A 17,521-nucleotide genomic window follows, 5' to 3' on the forward strand; every position below is an offset into this window, starting at 1 on the left:
AGTAGGCCGGGGAAGCGCAGCGCCACCCGGTTATACAAAATTAAAGGGGGCCGCGTGGCCCCCTTATTTGTCTGGAGAATTTATTATGGCGAAAGAATTTGGTCGCCCGCAGCGCGTGGCCCAGGAGATGCAAAAAGAGATCGCAATCATCCTGCAGCGCGAAATTAAAGACCCGCGTCTGGGCATGATGACGACCGTTTCAGGCGTTGAAATGTCCCGCGACCTGGCCTATGCCAAAGTGTTTGTGACCTTCCTGAACGATAAAGACGAAGCCGCCGTGAAAGCGGGCATCAAGGCTTTGCAGGAAGCGTCTGGTTTTATTCGCTCGCTGCTGGGCAAAGCGATGCGCCTGCGTATCGTGCCGGAACTGACGTTTTTCTACGATAATTCGTTAGTCGAAGGGATGCGCATGTCGAATCTGGTGACCAGCGTGGTGAAACATGACGATGAGCGTCGTGTGAACCCGGACGACAGCAAGGAGGACTAATGAGTCGTCCTCGTCGTCGCGGCCGCGATGTGCACGGCGTTCTGTTGCTGGATAAACCGCAAGGCGCATCCAGCAATGACGTGTTGCAGAAAGTCAAACGGCTTTATAATGCCAACCGGGCAGGGCACACGGGGGCGCTGGATCCGCTGGCGACCGGTATGCTGCCGATTTGCCTCGGGGAAGCGACAAAGTTTTCCCAGTATCTGCTCGATTCTGACAAGCGCTACCGCGTGATTGGAAAGCTCGGACAGCGCACCGATACCTCTGATGCCGATGGTCAGGTGGTGGAAGAGCGTCCGCTGACTTTTAGCCCAGAGCAGCTGGCAGCCGCGCTTGACGGCTTCCGCGGCGAAACTCAGCAGATACCCTCGATGTATTCGGCGCTGAAATACCAGGGGAAAAAGCTGTACGAATATGCCCGACAGGGGATTGAAGTACCGCGTGAATCCCGGCCGATTACGGTATACGAACTGCTATTTATTCGTCATGAGGGTAGCGAGCTTGAGCTGGAAATCCACTGCTCGAAAGGCACCTACATTCGCACGATTATTGATGATTTAGGCGAGAAACTAGGATGCGGCGCGCACGTCACTTTCCTCCGTCGCCTGGCGGTCAGTAAATATCCTGTCGAACGAATGGTGACGCTGGAGCAGCTGCAGGCGCTGGTCGAACAGGCCAATGCGCAGGATATTCCCGCCGCCCAGCTGCTGGACCCGCTGCTGATGCCGATGGACAGTCCGGCTTCGGATTACCCGTTGATTAATATTCCGGAAACCTCAGCCGTCTACTTTAAAAACGGTAACCCGATTCGTACATCGGGCGCGCCGCTGCAGGGACTGGTTCGCGTCACGGAAGGTGCGGAAGAGAAGTTTCTTGGTATGGGGGAAATTGATGATGAAGGCCGCGTTGCGCCTCGTCGTCTGGTGGTTGAATACCCTGCCTGAGCGCTTTCCTTGCGATAAAAGGCTGCTGCGAGTAGAATATCGCCGCTTAACGCTCGCCAAAGTGATTTAACATTTGCGGGCGTTATATCAGGGGTTGCTGAATTAGAGATCGGCACCCTTTCTTTCTTTTAATTTTGGAGTTCGAAAATGTCTCTAAGCGTTGAAGCTAAAGCAAAAATCGTTTCTGAGTTCGGTCGTGGCGAAAACGACAGCGGTTCTACTGAAGTTCAGGTTGCACTGCTGACTGCACAGATCAACCACCTGCAGGGTCACTTTGCAGAGCACAAAAAAGATCACCACAGCCGTCGTGGTCTGCTGCGCATGGTTTCTCAGCGTCGTAAACTGCTCGACTACCTGAAACGTAAAGATGTTGCACGTTACTCTGCGCTGATCGAGCGTCTGGGTCTGCGTCGCTAATTCTGCGAGTTTCAGAAGAAGGGGCCTCACGGCCCCTTTTTTCGACCGGGCGGCAGCAATTCATTAAAAACTCATGTATTGTTGCTATTAATGATCTTCATGCAGAGGTTCGCGCGGCTAATGAGAGGCTTGACTCGCAGGGGCGGGTAAAGGTTGTCATTAGTCGCGAGGATGCAGAAGATCGGGTCATACGATGTCTTATCGTGGATTTGACATCATCTATAGATATAAGGATAGAATTTTGCTTAATCCGATCGTTCGTAAATTCCAGTACGGCCAACATACCGTAACCCTGGAGACCGGCATGATGGCGCGCCAGGCAACTGCTGCCGTTATGGTTAGCATGGATGACACCGCGGTATTCGTTACCGTTGTGGGCCAGAAAAAAGCGAAACCAGGCCAGGATTTCTTCCCGCTGACCGTTAACTATCAAGAGCGTACCTACGCTGCAGGTAAAATCCCGGGTGGTTTCTTCCGTCGTGAAGGCCGTCCGAGCGAAGGCGAAACCCTGATCGCGCGTCTGATTGACCGTCCGGTTCGCCCGCTGTTCCCGGAAGGTTTTGTCAACGAAGTTCAGGTTATTGCGACCGTGGTTTCCGTTAACCCGCAGGTTAACCCGGATATCGTCGCGATGATTGGTGCTTCCGCAGCCCTGTCCCTGTCTGGTATTCCGTTCAACGGCCCAATTGGCGCCGCTCGCGTTGGTTATATTAATGACCAGTACGTGCTGAACCCGACCCAGGAAGAGCTGAAGTCCAGCAAACTGGATCTGGTTGTTGCAGGCACCGAAGCCGCAGTACTGATGGTTGAATCCGAAGCTGAACTGCTGAGCGAAGACCAGATGCTGGGCGCGGTTGTGTTTGGTCACGACCAGCAGCAGGTTGTTATTCAGAACATCAACGACCTGGTGAAAGAAGCCGGTAAACCGCGTTGGGACTGGCAGCCGGAAGTGGTTGATGCGGCGCTGAACGCGCGCGTTGCCGCGCTGGCTGAATCTCGCCTGAGCGATGCTTACCGTATCACCGACAAACAAGAGCGTTATGCTCAGGTTGACGTGATCAAATCTGAAACTATCGCAACCCTGGTTGCGGAAGATGAATCCCTGGACGCTAACGAACTGGGTGAAATCCTGCACGCAATCGAGAAAAACGTGGTTCGTAGCCGCGTACTGGCCGGTGAGCCGCGTATCGATGGTCGTGAAAAAGATATGATTCGTGGTCTGGACGTCCGTACCGGTGTTCTGCCGCGTACCCACGGTTCCGCACTGTTTACCCGTGGCGAAACTCAGGCGCTGGTTACCGCGACGCTGGGTACCGCACGTGATGCGCAGAACATCGATGAGCTGATGGGCGAGCGCACGGATTCCTTCCTGTTCCACTATAACTTCCCTCCGTACTCCGTAGGCGAAACGGGAATGGTTGGTTCTCCGAAGCGTCGTGAAATCGGTCACGGTCGTCTGGCTAAACGCGGCGTCCTGGCCGTTATGCCGACTATCGAAGAGTTCCCGTACACCGTTCGCGTGGTTTCTGAAATCACCGAGTCTAACGGTTCCTCCTCCATGGCTTCCGTCTGTGGCGCTTCTCTGGCGCTGATGGACGCAGGCGTGCCGGTGAAAGCCGCCGTTGCGGGTATCGCAATGGGTCTGGTGAAGGAAGGCGACAACTTCGTCGTACTGTCTGACATTCTGGGCGATGAAGATCACCTGGGCGATATGGACTTCAAAGTAGCGGGTTCCCGCGAAGGTATCTCTGCTCTGCAGATGGATATCAAAATTGAAGGTATCACCAAAGAGATCATGCAGGTTGCTCTGAACCAGGCTAAAGGTGCGCGTCTGCACATCCTGGGCGTGATGGAACAGGCGATTAACGCGCCGCGCGGCGATATCTCTGAATTCGCACCGCGTATCCACACGATCAAAATCAGCCCGGACAAAATTAAAGACGTCATCGGTAAGGGCGGTTCCGTTATTCGTGCGCTGACCGAAGAAACCGGCACCACTATCGAAATCGAAGACGACGGTACAGTGAAGATCGCGGCAACCGACGGCGACAAAGCGCAGCACGCGATTCGTCGTATCGAAGAGATCACCGCTGAGATCGAAGTTGGCCGTATCTATAACGGTAAAGTGACCCGCATCGTTGACTTTGGCGCGTTTGTTGCCATTGGCGGCGGTAAAGAAGGTCTGGTCCACATCTCTCAAATCGCCGACAAGCGCGTTGAGAAAGTGACCGACTATCTGCAGATGGGTCAGGAAGTGCCGGTTAAGGTACTGGAAGTTGACCGTCAGGGCCGTGTCCGTCTGAGCATCAAAGAAGCAACTGAACAAACTCAGCCTGCGGCTGCGCCGGAAGCTCCGGCTGCCGAACAGCAGGGCGAGTAAGGTTGCCGTTTGCCCTCCGCATAGCGGAGGGCGCATTACGGGCAGGACGCCCTGTTTGCAGCCGGGGAACTGGACGTTCATCCAATCGTTGTCTTCGGGAGTGGGAAATGAAGCCTTTTTTGCGCTGGTGTTTCGTGGCGACAGCTCTCACGCTGGCAGGATGCAGCAACTCTGCCTGGCGTAAGGACGCAGTCCTCGCGGTGCCATTGCAACCGACTTTGCAGCAAGAAGTGATTCTGGCGCGCATGGAACAAATTCTTGCCAGTCGGGCTTTAACCGATGACGAACGCGCACAGCTTTTATATGAGCGCGGAGTGTTGTATGATAGTCTCGGTCTGAGGGCATTAGCGCGAAATGATTTTTCACAAGCGCTGGCAATCCGACCGGATATGCCTGAAGTATTCAACTACTTAGGCATTTATTTAACGCAGGCAGGCAATTTTGATGCTGCCTATGAAGCGTTTGATTCTGTACTTGAGCTTGATCCAACTTACAACTACGCGCACTTAAATCGCGGCATCGCCCTGTATTACGGCGGTCGTGCTAAGTTAGCGCAAGATGATCTGCTGGCGTTTTATCAAGACGATCCCAATGATCCTTTCCGAAGCCTGTGGCTTTATCTCGCTGAGCGTCAGCTCAATGAGAAGCAGGCGCTTGAAGCACTGAGACAGCGCTTAGACAAGTCGGATAAAGAACAATGGGGATGGAACATTGTCGGGTTCTACCTTGGCGACATTAGCGAAAAAGAGCTAATGACCCGCCTGAAGGCAGACGCAACGGATAACACCTCGCTCGCTGAGCATCTCAGTGAAACCAACTTCTATTTAGGTAAGTACTACCTAAGTCTGGGGGACAAGGACAGCGCTACGGCACTGTTCAAACTGGCGGTCGCAAACAACGTTCATAACTACGTTGAGCACCGATACGCATTGTTGGAATTATCGCTCTTGGGCCAGGAGCAAGATGACCTGGCAGAATCGGACCAGCAATAGCTGACGAACACATCAGCCCTTTTTTGATTGCCATCACCTTTGCGGGTGAGGGCGTTGTTGTTCGTTAATACACCTACTTTGAGCCGGTTCACACTTTTCAATGAAAATTACCGTAAATTTTCACGATGAGTTATGTAGACTGGCCGCCATTAATTTTGAGGCACACGTACTACATGGCTGAATTCGAAACCACTTTTGCAGATCTGGGCCTGAAGGCTCCCATCCTTGAAGCGCTTAACGATCTGGGTTACGAAAAACCATCTCCGATCCAGGCTGAGTGCATTCCGCATCTGCTGGGCGGCCGCGACGTTCTGGGTATGGCCCAGACGGGTAGCGGTAAAACCGCAGCGTTCTCTTTACCGCTGCTGAACAACATTGATCCTGAGCTGAGAGCACCGCAGATTCTGGTGCTGGCGCCGACCCGCGAACTGGCGGTACAGGTTGCTGAAGCAATGACGGAATTTTCTAAACATATGCGCGGCGTAAACGTGGTTGCCCTCTACGGCGGCCAGCGTTATGACGTGCAGCTGCGCGCGCTGCGTCAGGGACCGCAAATTGTTGTCGGTACCCCGGGTCGTCTGCTGGACCACCTGAAACGCGGTACGCTGGATCTCTCTAAGCTGAGCGGTCTGGTTCTGGATGAAGCTGACGAAATGCTGCGCATGGGCTTCATCGAAGACGTAGAAACGATTATGGCGCAGATCCCGGAAGGTCATCAGACCGCTCTGTTCTCCGCTACCATGCCGGAAGCGATTCGTCGTATTACCCGCCGCTTTATGAAAGAGCCGCAGGAAGTGCGCATCCAGTCGAGCGTAACGACTCGCCCGGACATCAGCCAGAGCTACTGGACTGCTTACGGTATGCGTAAAAACGAAGCGCTGGTGCGTTTCCTGGAAGCGGAAGATTTTGATGCGGCGATTATCTTCGTTCGTACCAAAAACGCGACCCTGGAAGTTGCCGAAGCGCTGGAGCGTAGCGGCTATAGCAGCGCTGCGCTGAATGGCGACATGAACCAGTCCCTGCGTGAGCAGACCCTGGAGCGTCTGAAAGACGGTCGTCTGGATATCCTGATTGCGACCGACGTTGCGGCCCGTGGCCTGGACGTTGAGCGTATCAGCCTGGTGGTTAACTACGATATCCCGATGGATTCTGAGTCTTACGTTCACCGTATCGGCCGTACCGGTCGTGCGGGTCGTGCTGGCCGCGCGCTGCTGTTCGTTGAGAACCGCGAGCGTCGTCTGCTGCGCAACATCGAACGCACGATGAAGCTGACCATTCCGGAAGTTGAACTGCCGAACGCAGAACTGCTGGGCAAACGTCGCCTGGAAAAATTTGCCGCGAAAGTTCAGCAGCAGCTGGAAAGCAGCGATCTGGATCAGTACCGCGCGCTGCTGGCGAAAATCCAGCCGTCTGCCGAAGGTGAAGAGCTGGACGTGGAAACGCTGGCCGCAGCGCTGCTGAAAATGGCTCAGGGCGAACGTCCGCTGATCCTGCCGCCGGATGCGCCTATGCGTCCTAAGCGCGAGTTCCGCGACCGTGACGATCGTTTTGAGCGTCGTGGCGACCGTAACGACCGTGGCCCGCGCGGCGATCGTCCTGAACGCAGCGGCGAAGATCGTCCTAAGCGTGAACGTCGTGACGTTGGCGATATGGAACTGTACCGGATTGAAGTGGGCCGTGATGACGGTGTTGAAGTTCGTCATATCGTTGGCGCAATCGCCAACGAAGGCGACATCAGCAGCCGTTACATCGGTAACATCAAACTGTTTGGTTCTCACTCCACCATCGAACTGCCGAAAGGTATGCCGGGCGAAGTGCTGCAGCACTTTACTCGTACCCGCATCCTGAACAAGCCGATGAACATGCAGCTGCTGGGTGATGCTCAGCCGCGTCCTGAGCGCAGCGGCGAACGTCGTGGCGGCGGAGAGCGTCGTGAAGGCGGTCGTAGCTTCGGCGGCGGTGAACGTCGTGAAGGCCGTGGTTTCGGCGGCGAGCGTCGCGAAGGCGGTCGTAGTGAAGGTCGTCGTTTCAGCGGCGAACGTCGTGAAGGCGGCCGCGCGCCGCGCCGCGATGATGCTTCAGCTCCGCGTCGCGATGACTCCGCAGGTCGTCGTCGTTTCGGTGGCGATGCATAATTAGCGTTTCCGCTAACGTAAAGTAAACGATACAGCCCCGATCTCAACGATTGGGGCTTTTTTTATTTTCTTTGTACTCGTGTACTGGTACAGTGCGTCACGTTGATAACAACAAAAGTATTTTCGACTGGAGATTTCGGCAAATGGCGACACTTACCACTACGGCAACCCGACCGTCCTTGTTTGGCGGCGTAGTGATTATTGGCGGGACGATTATTGGGGCGGGCATGTTCTCACTGCCGGTTGTGATGTCCGGCGCGTGGTTCTTCTGGTCTCTGGCGGCGCTGGTTTTTACCTGGTTTTGTATGCTTCACTCCGGGTTAATGATCCTCGAAGCGAACCTGAATTACCGGATTGGCTCGAGCTTCGATACTATTACGAAAGATCTGCTCGGCAAAGGCTGGAATCTGCTTAACGGCGTGTCGATCGCCTTTGTACTTTATATTCTGACTTACGCCTATATTTCTGCCAGCGGCTCGATCCTGCACCATACGTTTAGCGAAATGTCGCTGAACATACCGGCAAGGGCGGCAGGTTTTGGTTTTGCCCTGCTGGTGGCGTTTATTGTCTGGCTGAGTACCAAAGCGGTGAGCCGCATGACGGCCATTGTGCTGGGAGCTAAGGTCATTACCTTCTTTCTGACCTTTGGCAGCCTGTTGGGACACGTCCAGCCGAGCACCCTGTTTAACGTGGCTGAACAAAATGCCTCGTATATGCCCTATCTGCTGATGACGCTGCCGTTCTGCCTCGCGTCCTTCGGTTATCACGGCAACGTGCCGAGTCTGATGAAGTACTACGGTAAGGATCCGCGCACTATCGTTAAATGCCTGGTTTACGGCACGCTGCTGGCGCTGGGTCTGTACGTGGTGTGGCTGCTGGTGACGATGGGCAATATCCCTCGTCCGGAGTTTATCGGTATCGCGCAGAAGGGGGGCAATATTGATGTCCTGGTCCAGGCGCTCAGCGGGGTACTGAATAGCCGGAGTCTGGATCTGCTGTTAGTGATCTTCTCAAACTTTGCCGTAGCCAGCTCATTCCTTGGCGTGACGCTCGGCCTGTTTGATTATCTGGCGGATCTGTTCGGGTTCGACGACTCCGCGCTGGGACGCTTTAAAACTGCGATTCTCACCTTTTTCCCGCCAATGGTGGGCGGCCTGCTGTGGCCGAACGGGTTCCTCTACGCGATCGGTTATGCGGGTCTGGCAGCGACCATCTGGGCGGCAATCGTACCAGCGCTGCTGGCTCGCGCATCGCGTAAACGTTTTGGTAGCCCATTGTTTCGCGTTTGGGGCGGAAAGCCGATGATTGCTTTGGTCCTGCTGTTTGGTCTGGGTAACGTGATTGTGCATTTCCTGTCGAGCTTTAATGTATTACCCACCTATCAATAATTGAATTTTCCGCTGAGCCAGATTTAACGATCTGGCTCAAAAAATATTTTCTTTATTTCTCTTACTATAAATATTGTCTTGAATAAGGGAATATTTATATGCTGAATAACGATATTACTCTGCGGAAGCTCGAGATTTTCCTTAGCTATATGGAGTCGATGAACATATCAAAAACTGCAGAGCTAATGAACATTTCATCCGTTAGCGTTCATCGCGCGCTTCATTCGCTGGAAGATAATTTACGCTGTCCTTTGTTTACCCATAATGGCCGCAATCTTTATCCTTTACCTGGCGCATGGGTTATGCAAAAGGAAGCGCGGGAAGTCATTAATGCATTGGAACGCTGTATTTATCTTACTCGCAAGGCTTCGGGGTACCATTCTCAGGTTTTACGGTTAGGGCTACTTTATTCGTTAGTGTTAAAAACTGCACCGCAAATTGTTCAGGGTTTGAAAAAACGCTGCCCGGAACTGACCATTGAATTTATCATGAATTCTAATAAAAAATTATTAGAAGCGCTTAATGAAGAGAAGATTGATGCGGTTCTGATATCGACTCCCGATGATTACAACATCCAGTTATTTGAGACATGGACCATATTCTCTGATTCCATCTACCTTGCGGTTCCGGTAACCGAAGCGGATAGCTTATCGACCCCCGTAGATTTACGGCATCTGCAAAATAAAAAGTTTATTGCCTTGAGCGAAGGCTTCGCGACCTGGAGAGGATTTCAGGAGGCCTTTCAGATTGCTGGATTTACGCCCGACATCACCGTCCGGGTACATGATGTTTTTTCACTGATGAGTATGGTGAACGCCGGCATGGGCTATACCTTAATCCCGGGGCGGATGAGCGGCCTGTTTAGTAACGGCATTCGTCTGCTGCCGCTGCAGGAGCCCTATAGAATGGAACAGGAAATTTCGCTGGTTTTCCCACGTAGTCAGGAAAATCATCCGGGTCTGCTGTCTTTGCTAGCCGAGTGCCGTATGTACGCCAGACAGCTTATGATGGAGAAAAGCGAGACAGAGAAAACCCCATAAGCTCATGACTCAATCGCTGATAGACCACGCTTTCGCCGTAGATAGCGACGGCAAGCCACTTTGGATTACTGACTAAGGCTATCTTGATTCTCATCCGGTCGCCGTTGATGCTGTTTGCTAAAGCATGGGTCAGTGCCTGGTGGCTGACCTGGCATAACGTAAAAATGGCCGACTCCTGGCGCGTAATTATCTGATGCTTAAACGCGCAGCCGATGATACAGCGCTGTAGCTTATTTTTTAATTCATCCGACGTCCCGGTCATAAAAACAAAACCCACCTTATGTTCGGGCTTATCCGCTAACAGCTTCTGGCGAAAATTATCTTCGTCTTCTTGCGTACAAAGTGAGGCCAGAAGCGCGATTTGCCCTGGTTTCATGCGCTGAAATGAATACATTGAACATCCCTTGCGCCTGCTGCATAACAGCAGGCGATCGTCATTAAAAGAAGGGGGTTAAAGAGAGATAGAGGGCCGAAGGGGCCAGCAGACAGCCAAGGCCGGTATAAAAGGTTGCCGTCATTGCGCCATAGGGAACGAGTTTCGGGTCCGTGGCCGCCAGACCCGCGGCGACCCCGCTGGTGGAACCCATTAGCCCGCCGTAGACTATAGCGGCGGCAGGCGAGTTCAGGCCTGCGGCTTTCGCTACCAGCGGCGTTAAGATCATGACGGCAATAGACTTAATCACGCCAGCGGCGATGCTCAGCGCGATAACATCCGAGCTTGCGCCAAGCGCTGCGCCGGTTACCGGGCCGACGATAAAGGTTACGGCCCCCGCGCCAATGGTCGCCATGCTGATGGCGTCGGTATAGCCAAAAGACCAGGCGACAATTGCTCCGAGATAAAAAGAGAGCACCGTCGAGATAACCAGCGCCAGCGCGCCGGCCATACCGGCTTTTTTCAGCTCTTCAAGCTTGACGCCGAAGGCGGTGGAAATGATGGCGAAATCTCGGAACATACCGCCGCCCATCAGCGCAATACCGCTGAACAGGCTGATATCGGCCAGACCTTTTTTACCGCCGGTCAATTCCCCGCCAAGCCAGGCCAGCAGCAATCCGGCGACGATGGCAATAGCTGAGCTGTGTATCTTGCCGCGAAGCAGATGTGTTGAGATCCAGCTTGCGGCCCAGCATACGATACCCACCACGACAAAAGCGGTAATCAAACCGTTGCTGGTGAAGCTACCGGTTAAAATCTTTGTCAGCTGTTCCATTACTTACACTCCTCGCTAACGGTGGAGCTTTCCTGATGGCCGTGACCGCCAATTTTGCTCAAAGGTTTAATCAGCAGAAAACCAATAAAAACGGCGCCAACGCCGGCAATCAATGCGACCGGACCACCTTTAAGGGCGGCGATAACGTTCTGGTTTGCCGACATGGCGACGACAATCGGGATATACATTGCATTCCAGAAACCTACTCCCTGTTCTGCAGGCTTTGAGAGCAATCCTCTATCCACTAATTTTTGTGACACGATAACTAAAAACAGCATCGCGAAGCCGATGCCGCCGATATTGGCGGAAATACCCAACGCCATGCCAAGAAGATCGCCAACGATTAGCCCGGCGAACATGCACATTCCCATTAACATCAATCCGTAAATAATCATGATGTTTCTCTTTGTCTATCCATACTAAAAGCGAATTACACAAAGCGGGTTGATAATGCCCGCGTTGGAGAAATGACAAAAAATAAATCAGCGGCTTTTAGCATAGCGCGTTTTTATTTGCGGACATTCGTAAGAACACAGGTTTGCTCAGTCACTATGATTTATCATATCAGCAAGCAAAATGCTTACTGATATGACATTAACATAGAAATAATCTCACAATAGAATGTCGCATTGCTTTTTTAATTAAATGCGTGTTGACTCACTTTACTCTGCAATAATTTCAAATAACACCATGCCTGGGTTGACGCGGTCTCCGGTATTGAGCGCCAGAGTTTTTATTATACCCGCCTCCGGCGAGGCGACCGGCATTTTCATTTTCATGGCTTCGAGCACAATCACCACCTGGCCTTTTTCAATTTTATCTCCGGCAGAGGCTTTTACTTCATCGACCACACCCGGAACTTTTGATTTAACTTCAGACATATTAGATTCCTTTTTGATATATTAAACAGAGTTATGTTCTTATTGCTGCCGTGACCTGCTGTCGCGATCTTAATTGAACATCATTCTCACCTTTAGCCAGCAGAGTTGCGCTTCCGCTGAACCACTCTTTGATATTGATTGCGTATCCATCAGCTAAACCAATCTCGCCATCAATACGTAACTGAAATTGCTCTTCGGTATGACGTAAACAGGCCCAGCATGCTTTGAGTTCGCCTGGCGCGGTGGGAATAACGCGAATATCCAGATCTGAGTGGGTATCGCTCCACTGCCACGGCGTGACCATTTCCAGCGCCACCGAACCCCAGACCCCGAGCCGGAGCCCGTGCCAGCGCCATGCCTGTCGCAAGGCATGGAATGCGCGTATCGCATTAGTACGCTCTGCAATGGAGAGCGATGCCGTTTGCTCTGGCGTTGAGTAACGGGTTATCGCTGATAACGCCGCTTCAGTGGCCAGACGCACTCGCTGACCTTGCCAGCGCAGTGGGAAACAGAACCCAAGGGGAACACGATTCTCACTCCGCAAGCCGCGACGTACGATGCCCGGTAGCGATCCGCTGAGCAGATATTCCCACGTTTGCTGCCGCAGTACGGCAGGAAGGTGGCTGAATTCACACTCCAGCTGCGCCGCGATTTCATTCAGCGCCGAAGGCTCCAGCCAGCATAGGGTATGTCGTTGCAGGGCGGTCATCGCGCTTTACACCAGGCAGGATCGTTTTTCGCCTGCTGCTGTAAATCCCGTTGGGACTGCAGCAGAGCGTCAAACTGGGCCGTTGCCTGCGGACCGATAATATCGATGGGCGCAACGCCTGCGGTACATTCGCCGGGAACCGACTTTGGCCAGAGGCGGATATGGGTGGCCGTGGCCTCGGTTATCAGCTGCGTTGACACGTGGCAAACGCGTCCCTTAATACGCAAAATCGTCCGGGCGGTGCGCTCCACGATCTCCCGATGCCGTGCGGTGGTCGCCATGACCACCATGTCGTATTCCGGCGTGGTGCGCTGGCGCTTCCAGGTCTGGATTTTGCCCTGCGGATTGCAGAGATGTCCGCTGGCGGCGACGGGAAAGCTGTCGCCGGTTGGTAAACCGCCGACGATCGCTTCCCGCCAGTCTCCGCCCTGTGGAGCGGGAACCAGCGAAATATCTTCGCGTAGCGGGATGCCATCAAGCGTCAGCCAGCCGAATTCCTGACAGCCATACATATCGTGCAGTGCATAACCCAGCGAAGCTGCCAGCGGAACCAGCGCTTCATCCAGCGGCGTACCCGCCACGATCAGCGTCAGCTTTTTCGCTAGCCTGTGCTCCAGGCCCATCTTCAGCGCCTGCTCCAGGGTGGCGCGTAAAAAAGAGGACTCACCCACCACCGCGTCCGGCGGCTGCCGGCACAGGGCGATCAGCAGCGCATCCCGGCAGGAGCGGGATAAAAACGACCAGCGAAGGCCGCTCTCATCCAGCGCCTGGCGGGTAAACACGTTGACCAGCGGCGCGTAGGTCACCAGCACCAGCTGCCCTGCGGTTACGCCACATGCTGCCAGCGCTCGCTTTCCGGCGGCGGTGCGCAGCGCCAGTTCGTTGTGCGTGACGCCGACGATATTCTGAAACGCGCTACTGCCGGTGGTAAAGGTCACCAGCGCCAGGTTGAGCGGCGTATGGATCTCTTCAATCACGTGCGCAGCCGTGGGGCCGGCAATGCCTTTATCATCCAGCGTCCGGCACGGCATCTCCTCCAGAGAGGGAATGCCGGGCTGGGCCTCAAGCAGCCATTCAAGCGTGGCGATGGGATCGTTCATTTTGCTCTTCTCCCTGGCTCAGCCGGGCTGATAACGCGCCGCGACGTGCTGGTACTCTTCGCGCATTTGCGCCAGAATGACGCCACGCGCTTTTCTGCCGCCTCGCTCTTCGCCGGAGACTCCACGACCTTGTGGGCCAGTCGATGGGATACCCGCGGCCGCTTTTTGCCGGCGCACTTCAGCTATGTGTCGGGCGATGGTCTCTTTCATTGCCGGGATGGTTTTCACCAGCTCTTCAACACCGCCTAGCTGCCAGAAGAACTCTGGTCCCGCCGCAAACACCGGGTTGCTGCGGGCAAGTTCGCTCAGGCGCTCGACGTCCTGACGCGTAATGCGCGCGATGCTGCTGAGCGGCATCACGTGGATCATGGTGCCGAATTCCGAGGTCAGGCTGAGAATATGGTCGGCCTGCAGGCCGTGGCAGAGAAACGCGCCGCTTATTGCGCGACCAATGACCATGGCGACGATCGGGTGCCCTGCATGGCGTGCTTCGGCCAGCGCCAGCTGATACGCGCCGGTGGCCTTATTCATGCCGATAATCTCTTCCAGCTTGCCCGGCCCATTCCCTGGCGTATCGACAATCAGCACCAGCGGACGCTTTTCGGCAGCCGGTTTGTCTTTATCCATCGCCAGCGTACGGTAGACCGCCAGCGCCATTTTATACCCCTCCTCCAGGCCGATAACGCCCGCGTAGACGACGGGGAAGCGGGGGTTGAAGGTCATGGCGTCGTTGGCGATCGTCGTGCAGATTTCGCCGTTAATCCGTGCGCTGCCAACCACCGCGCCGGGGCCGTAGTCGTCGCAGGGGAGATTGAGTCCCGCCAGCGCGTTTTCGGCAAAGCTGCCCTCATCGACAATCAGGTCGATAGCGGCGCGCCCCTGGCCAAGTAAATTTTCCATTATGCTTCCTCCACGGACAGGCGTTGGACATTGCTCAGGAAGGTTTCCAGATCCATATCAACCAGCGATTGCGGCGCTGAATTTCCTGCCGCAGCCCAGACATCGCGCGCATCGACGGGAGCAAGCTCGTTGATTTTTTGCGTCAGCGCCATTTGGGTGCGGACTTTCGCCTCGCTGCCGATCCGGCGCATCGCTTCAATCTCAGACCACGGCAGGTCGGCAATCAGTGAAGCCTGCTGGTGGAAGGCGGCCAGCGAATCGGCAACCAGGTAGTTGCAGTCGCCGACGATATATTTGTGCTTGCCGCCGGTGGTGCGGAACACCAGTGCGCGATCGGAGGCGTCGAATTCGCTTCGGCCCATCTCCTGCTCAATGACTTCCGGGCCGGTAAGTCCGAGACGGCCTGATTCGCTCATGACGATCAGGTCGGTCGCGGCGGCGACAAAGCCCATACCGCCGAAGCAGCCGATCTTGCTGCCGATCAGGGCGACGACCGGTACGCGGCCGCGCAGGGTTTGCAGCATATCCATGCACTCGGCGTGCGCCAGCAGCCCGGCGTTGGCCTCGTGCAGGCGTACGCCGCCGGTTTCAAACGAGATAAGCACGATTGGGCGGCGTGCCGGGTCGTGAGTCTGTGCTGCCAGCTTATCCGCCAGCATCAGCGCGCCAACCATCTTTGCGCCGCCAACCTCACCAACGGAGCCGCCGATAAAACGGCCTTCCTGAGAGATGACGATGGTCGGATGCTGGCCGAGCAGGCCAACTCCGGTGACCATGCCATCATCGAACTCCACGGCTTCGCCCAGTACCGGCAGGTGGGGGCTGATCCATTTTGCCGCCGGGCCGATCAACTCGGTAAATGTGCCTTTATCCACCAGACCTTTGGCGCGCTCGCGGGCGCTGGCTTCCAGAAAACGCAGATCATTCATAATGGTTTTCTCCCGGCATGGCCTGTTGTAATGCTTGCTGAAGTCGCAGCGCCACGACGGCGGGCGTCGCGCTATTATCGTTAATGCTGACCTGCATATCGCCCAGCGGGCCATTATCGAGAAAACGGGTGAGGACGATTTCCCAGATAGCGTCGAAGCCGGTGACCGGCGTACAAATGCTGATGTCGATTCCGCCTGCCAGGGTTTTCGGTTCCAGTAACACTTCCAGATCGCCGGAACCGACGATGCCGCAGTGCACGGTGCGCGGCAGAGACGGACGGTCGCTTTTGCCGCTGAAATGATGTGATATTTGATGTAGAGCCATTTGCTATTCCCTTACCAGTTACGGAATCGAGCAGGAGGGTTGTACAGGCCGCCGGACCACTCGACCAAATCGCGAATACTCTTCGCCGCCAGCATCTGGCGGTTGGCGCGGCGTCTGTCGATGCCTAAATCTTCCGGCGTTTGCACAATGCCTGCATCGCGTAGCGCTTGTGTTTGCGCTGGGTCGGCGGCGAGGCCGATATCGGTGTAGCCCGCGACGGCGCGAATGGCCGCCATCCGCTGCTCCAGCCCTTCGCAGCGGTGCAGGTGGGCGAGCCCCTCTTCGGTGAGCACGTGGGTAACGTCATCGGCATAAACCATCACCGGTGGCAGGGCGAGACCGGCTTTTTCCGCCAGTTTCCAGGCATCCAGTTTGTCAACGAAGGCCGGCTGGCGCTTCTCGCGAAAGGTCTCCTGCATCTGGACGACCAGGCGTTTGCCGCGCGGCATCTCGCCAATAAGCTGCTGCTGAGTGGCGTTGAACTCTTCTCCGCACTTAAGCCAGGAGCGGGTTACGTGGCGACGGCCTTTGGCATCGCAGCCCATATTCGGCGCGCCGCCAAAACCGGAAACGCGGCTGGCTGTGGCGGTGCTGCTGTTGCCGTACTTATCGATTTGCAACGTGCCGCCGATAAACATATCCAGCGCGTAGTGCCCGGCGGCCTGGGCGAAGGCGCGGTTCGATCGCAGGCTGCCGTCCTGGCCGATGTAAAACACGTCCGGGCGTTCAGCGACGTATTTTTCCATACCCAGTTCGCCGCCGAAGCAGTGAACGGACTGGATCCATCCGCTCTCGATCGCCGGGATCAGCGTCGGGTGCGGGTTCAGCACCATGTGGGTACAGGCTTTGCCTTTTAACCCCAGCTCTTCGCCGTAGGTGGGCAGCAGCAACTCAATGGCGGCGGTGAAGAAGCCGATGCCATGGTTAATGCGCTCGACGCCGTATTCGGCATAAATGCCTTTGAGCGCCATCATCGCCATCAGCACGTGGGTATCGGTGATCAACGCCGGATCGCGAGTGAACAGGGGTTCAACGTAGAACGGGCGCGGCGCTTCAATAACCGCATTTACCCAGTCGCCGGGAATATCGACGCGCGGTACTTTATCGACAATCTTGTTCACCTGGGCGATGACGATCCCCTGGCGAAAATGGGTGGCTTCGGCGATCACCGGCGTATCTTCGGTGTTAAAACCGGTGTAGAGATTGCCGTCTTTGTCCGCCTCAAAAGCAGTGATTAACGACACTCGCGGCGTGAGATCGACAAAATAGCGGCTGAACAGCTCAAGGTAGGTATGGATGGCGCCGAGTTTGATCTTACCCTGCTGAATAAGCTGCGCGAGGCGGCCATCCTGCGGGCCGGCGTAGGCGAAGTCGAGCTTTTCGGCAATGCCCTTCTCGAACAGATCGAGGTGCGAACTGAGCGGCACGGACGACTGCACCATATGCAGGCCAGAGATTTTTTGCGGGTCGACTTTGCACAGGCATTCGGCGAGAAAGTCGGCCTGCTTCTGATTGTTACCTTCAATATTGACGCGATCAAAGCTGCGGATCGCCGCCTCCAGCACCGCGACGGTATCGTTAGCATCGACGATCTTTCCAGTGCGGAAATACGGAGCCAGCAGCTTCAGGCGCTGCGCCGTGTCATCCTTAAGTTGATGCCAGTTGTGCTCTTTAAGCATGTTTTTA

19 protein-coding genes are annotated in these 17,521 nt (G+C 55.1%); 9 read left to right on the plus strand and 10 right to left on the minus strand.

Going from position 1 to position 17,521, the window contains the following annotated elements; genetic code table 11:
* Positions 1 to 85: 85 nt before the first annotated feature.
* From rbfA to EGY08_RS18130, 9 genes are all read left to right on the plus strand, one after another.
* Positions 86 to 487 (plus strand): 30S ribosome-binding factor RbfA, encoded by a 402-nt coding sequence (gene rbfA / locus EGY08_RS18085; RefSeq protein WP_004106092.1) that lies wholly within the window; start codon positions 86 to 88, stop codon positions 485 to 487.
* Complete coding sequence (truB, locus tag EGY08_RS18090; RefSeq protein WP_123828725.1) at positions 487 to 1,431, plus strand: tRNA pseudouridine(55) synthase TruB; 945 nt, start codon at positions 487 to 489, stop codon at positions 1,429 to 1,431. Before rbfA ends, truB begins: the two co-directional genes overlap by 1 nt.
* Before the next feature lie 147 nt (positions 1,432 to 1,578).
* Positions 1,579 to 1,848 carry a 30S ribosomal protein S15 gene (rpsO, locus tag EGY08_RS18095; protein WP_002918244.1) on the plus strand — a complete coding sequence of 90 codons (270 nt, stop codon included), beginning with the start codon at positions 1,579 to 1,581 and terminating at the stop codon, positions 1,846 to 1,848.
* Between the two features lie 241 nt (positions 1,849 to 2,089).
* Positions 2,090 to 4,228 carry a polyribonucleotide nucleotidyltransferase gene (pnp, locus tag EGY08_RS18105; protein ID WP_004125649.1) on the plus strand — a complete coding sequence of 713 codons (2,139 nt, stop codon included), beginning with the start codon at positions 2,090 to 2,092 and terminating at the stop codon, positions 4,226 to 4,228.
* A gap of 107 nt (positions 4,229 to 4,335) precedes the next feature.
* Entirely contained in the window at positions 4,336 to 5,220 is an 885-nt protein-coding gene (gene nlpI, locus EGY08_RS18110; protein ID WP_004125647.1) for a lipoprotein NlpI, read from the plus strand.
* 100 nt (positions 5,221 to 5,320) lie between these two features.
* Entirely contained in the window at positions 5,321 to 5,401 is an 81-nt protein-coding gene (yrbN, locus tag EGY08_RS18115) for a protein YrbN (protein ID WP_085903200.1), read from the plus strand.
* Positions 5,394 to 7,355 (plus strand): DEAD/DEAH family ATP-dependent RNA helicase, encoded by a 1,962-nt coding sequence (locus EGY08_RS18120; protein ID WP_004125646.1) that lies wholly within the window; start codon positions 5,394 to 5,396, stop codon positions 7,353 to 7,355. Before yrbN ends, EGY08_RS18120 begins: the two co-directional genes overlap by 8 nt.
* A 143-nt stretch (positions 7,356 to 7,498) precedes the next feature.
* Positions 7,499 to 8,743, plus strand: a complete 1,245-nt coding sequence (gene mtr, locus EGY08_RS18125) for a tryptophan permease (RefSeq protein ID WP_004125645.1) — start codon at positions 7,499 to 7,501, stop codon at positions 8,741 to 8,743.
* 98 nt (positions 8,744 to 8,841) lie between these two features.
* Positions 8,842 to 9,783, plus strand: a complete 942-nt coding sequence (locus EGY08_RS18130; protein WP_004125642.1) for a LysR family transcriptional regulator — start codon at positions 8,842 to 8,844, stop codon at positions 9,781 to 9,783.
* Here EGY08_RS18130 and EGY08_RS18135 read toward each other — a convergent pair.
* From EGY08_RS18135 to mdcA, 10 genes are all read right to left on the minus strand, one after another.
* Complete coding sequence (locus tag EGY08_RS18135; RefSeq protein WP_004125640.1) at positions 9,746 to 10,177, minus strand: HutP family protein; 432 nt, start codon at positions 10,175 to 10,177, stop codon at positions 9,746 to 9,748. The genes EGY08_RS18130 and EGY08_RS18135 overlap by 38 nt on opposite strands.
* Before the next feature lie 43 nt (positions 10,178 to 10,220).
* Positions 10,221 to 10,991, minus strand: coding sequence for a malonate transporter subunit MadM (gene madM, locus EGY08_RS18140; protein ID WP_112167209.1), 771 nt, complete (start codon positions 10,989 to 10,991; stop codon positions 10,221 to 10,223).
* Entirely contained in the window at positions 10,991 to 11,386 is a 396-nt protein-coding gene (madL, locus tag EGY08_RS18145) for a malonate transporter subunit MadL (RefSeq protein WP_004125636.1), read from the minus strand. The genes madM and madL overlap by 1 nt, the downstream gene beginning before the upstream one ends.
* A 267-nt stretch (positions 11,387 to 11,653) precedes the next feature.
* The gene (locus EGY08_RS18150) at positions 11,654 to 11,872 is read right to left on the minus strand and encodes an acetyl-CoA carboxylase biotin carboxyl carrier protein subunit (RefSeq protein WP_004125634.1); all 219 of its coding nucleotides are present in this window, start codon (positions 11,870 to 11,872) and stop codon (positions 11,654 to 11,656) included.
* Between the two features lie 31 nt (positions 11,873 to 11,903).
* Positions 11,904 to 12,581, minus strand: coding sequence for a malonate decarboxylase holo-[acyl-carrier-protein] synthase (mdcG, locus tag EGY08_RS18155; RefSeq protein WP_087828338.1), 678 nt, complete (start codon positions 12,579 to 12,581; stop codon positions 11,904 to 11,906).
* Entirely contained in the window at positions 12,578 to 13,681 is a 1,104-nt protein-coding gene (locus tag EGY08_RS18160; RefSeq protein WP_049112246.1) for a hypothetical protein, read from the minus strand. Before EGY08_RS18160 ends, mdcG begins: the two co-directional genes overlap by 4 nt.
* A gap of 18 nt (positions 13,682 to 13,699) precedes the next feature.
* The gene (gene mdcE / locus EGY08_RS18165) at positions 13,700 to 14,581 is read right to left on the minus strand and encodes a biotin-independent malonate decarboxylase subunit gamma (protein WP_004125628.1); all 882 of its coding nucleotides are present in this window, start codon (positions 14,579 to 14,581) and stop codon (positions 13,700 to 13,702) included.
* Positions 14,581 to 15,510, minus strand: coding sequence for a biotin-independent malonate decarboxylase subunit beta (locus EGY08_RS18170; RefSeq protein WP_049112248.1), 930 nt, complete (start codon positions 15,508 to 15,510; stop codon positions 14,581 to 14,583). Before EGY08_RS18170 ends, mdcE begins: the two co-directional genes overlap by 1 nt.
* Positions 15,503 to 15,835 carry a malonate decarboxylase acyl carrier protein gene (gene mdcC, locus EGY08_RS18175; RefSeq protein WP_004125618.1) on the minus strand — a complete coding sequence of 111 codons (333 nt, stop codon included), beginning with the start codon at positions 15,833 to 15,835 and terminating at the stop codon, positions 15,503 to 15,505. The genes EGY08_RS18170 and mdcC overlap by 8 nt, the downstream gene beginning before the upstream one ends.
* Before the next feature lie 11 nt (positions 15,836 to 15,846).
* Entirely contained in the window at positions 15,847 to 17,514 is a 1,668-nt protein-coding gene (gene mdcA / locus EGY08_RS18180; protein WP_049112250.1) for a malonate decarboxylase subunit alpha, read from the minus strand.
* Positions 17,515 to 17,521: the final 7 nt, after the last annotated feature.

The organism is Klebsiella sp. FDAARGOS_511 (assembly GCF_003812845.1).
GTDB classification, from domain to species: Bacteria; Pseudomonadota; Gammaproteobacteria; order Enterobacterales; family Enterobacteriaceae; genus Klebsiella; species Klebsiella grimontii.

What these genes read in the sequence shown, in the direction of transcription:
- mdcG (WP_087828338.1), bottom strand. Translation starts at nt 12,581, where the DNA reads ATGACCGCCCTGCAACGACATACCCTATGCTGGCTGGAGCCTTCGGCG.
- nlpI (WP_004125647.1), top strand. Translation starts at nt 4,336, where the DNA reads ATGAAGCCTTTTTTGCGCTGGTGTTTCGTGGCGACAGCTCTCACGCTG.
- EGY08_RS18170 (WP_049112248.1), bottom strand. Translation starts at nt 15,510, where the DNA reads ATGAATGATCTGCGTTTTCTGGAAGCCAGCGCCCGCGAGCGCGCCAAA.
- EGY08_RS18120 (WP_004125646.1), top strand. Translation starts at nt 5,394, where the DNA reads ATGGCTGAATTCGAAACCACTTTTGCAGATCTGGGCCTGAAGGCTCCC.
- mdcA (WP_049112250.1), bottom strand. Translation starts at nt 17,514, where the DNA reads ATGCTTAAAGAGCACAACTGGCATCAACTTAAGGATGACACGGCGCAG.
- EGY08_RS18135 (WP_004125640.1), bottom strand. Translation starts at nt 10,177, where the DNA reads ATGTATTCATTTCAGCGCATGAAACCAGGGCAAATCGCGCTTCTGGCC.
- truB (WP_123828725.1), top strand. Translation starts at nt 487, where the DNA reads ATGAGTCGTCCTCGTCGTCGCGGCCGCGATGTGCACGGCGTTCTGTTG.
- madM (WP_112167209.1), bottom strand. Translation starts at nt 10,991, where the DNA reads ATGGAACAGCTGACAAAGATTTTAACCGGTAGCTTCACCAGCAACGGT.
- yrbN (WP_085903200.1), top strand. Translation starts at nt 5,321, where the DNA reads ATGAAAATTACCGTAAATTTTCACGATGAGTTATGTAGACTGGCCGCC.
- madL (WP_004125636.1), bottom strand. Translation starts at nt 11,386, where the DNA reads ATGATTATTTACGGATTGATGTTAATGGGAATGTGCATGTTCGCCGGG.
- EGY08_RS18160 (WP_049112246.1), bottom strand. Translation starts at nt 13,681, where the DNA reads ATGAACGATCCCATCGCCACGCTTGAATGGCTGCTTGAGGCCCAGCCC.
- EGY08_RS18150 (WP_004125634.1), bottom strand. Translation starts at nt 11,872, where the DNA reads ATGTCTGAAGTTAAATCAAAAGTTCCGGGTGTGGTCGATGAAGTAAAA.
- EGY08_RS18130 (WP_004125642.1), top strand. Translation starts at nt 8,842, where the DNA reads ATGCTGAATAACGATATTACTCTGCGGAAGCTCGAGATTTTCCTTAGC.
- mtr (WP_004125645.1), top strand. Translation starts at nt 7,499, where the DNA reads ATGGCGACACTTACCACTACGGCAACCCGACCGTCCTTGTTTGGCGGC.
- rbfA (WP_004106092.1), top strand. Translation starts at nt 86, where the DNA reads ATGGCGAAAGAATTTGGTCGCCCGCAGCGCGTGGCCCAGGAGATGCAA.
- mdcE (WP_004125628.1), bottom strand. Translation starts at nt 14,581, where the DNA reads ATGGAAAATTTACTTGGCCAGGGGCGCGCCGCTATCGACCTGATTGTC.
- rpsO (WP_002918244.1), top strand. Translation starts at nt 1,579, where the DNA reads ATGTCTCTAAGCGTTGAAGCTAAAGCAAAAATCGTTTCTGAGTTCGGT.
- mdcC (WP_004125618.1), bottom strand. Translation starts at nt 15,835, where the DNA reads ATGGCTCTACATCAAATATCACATCATTTCAGCGGCAAAAGCGACCGT.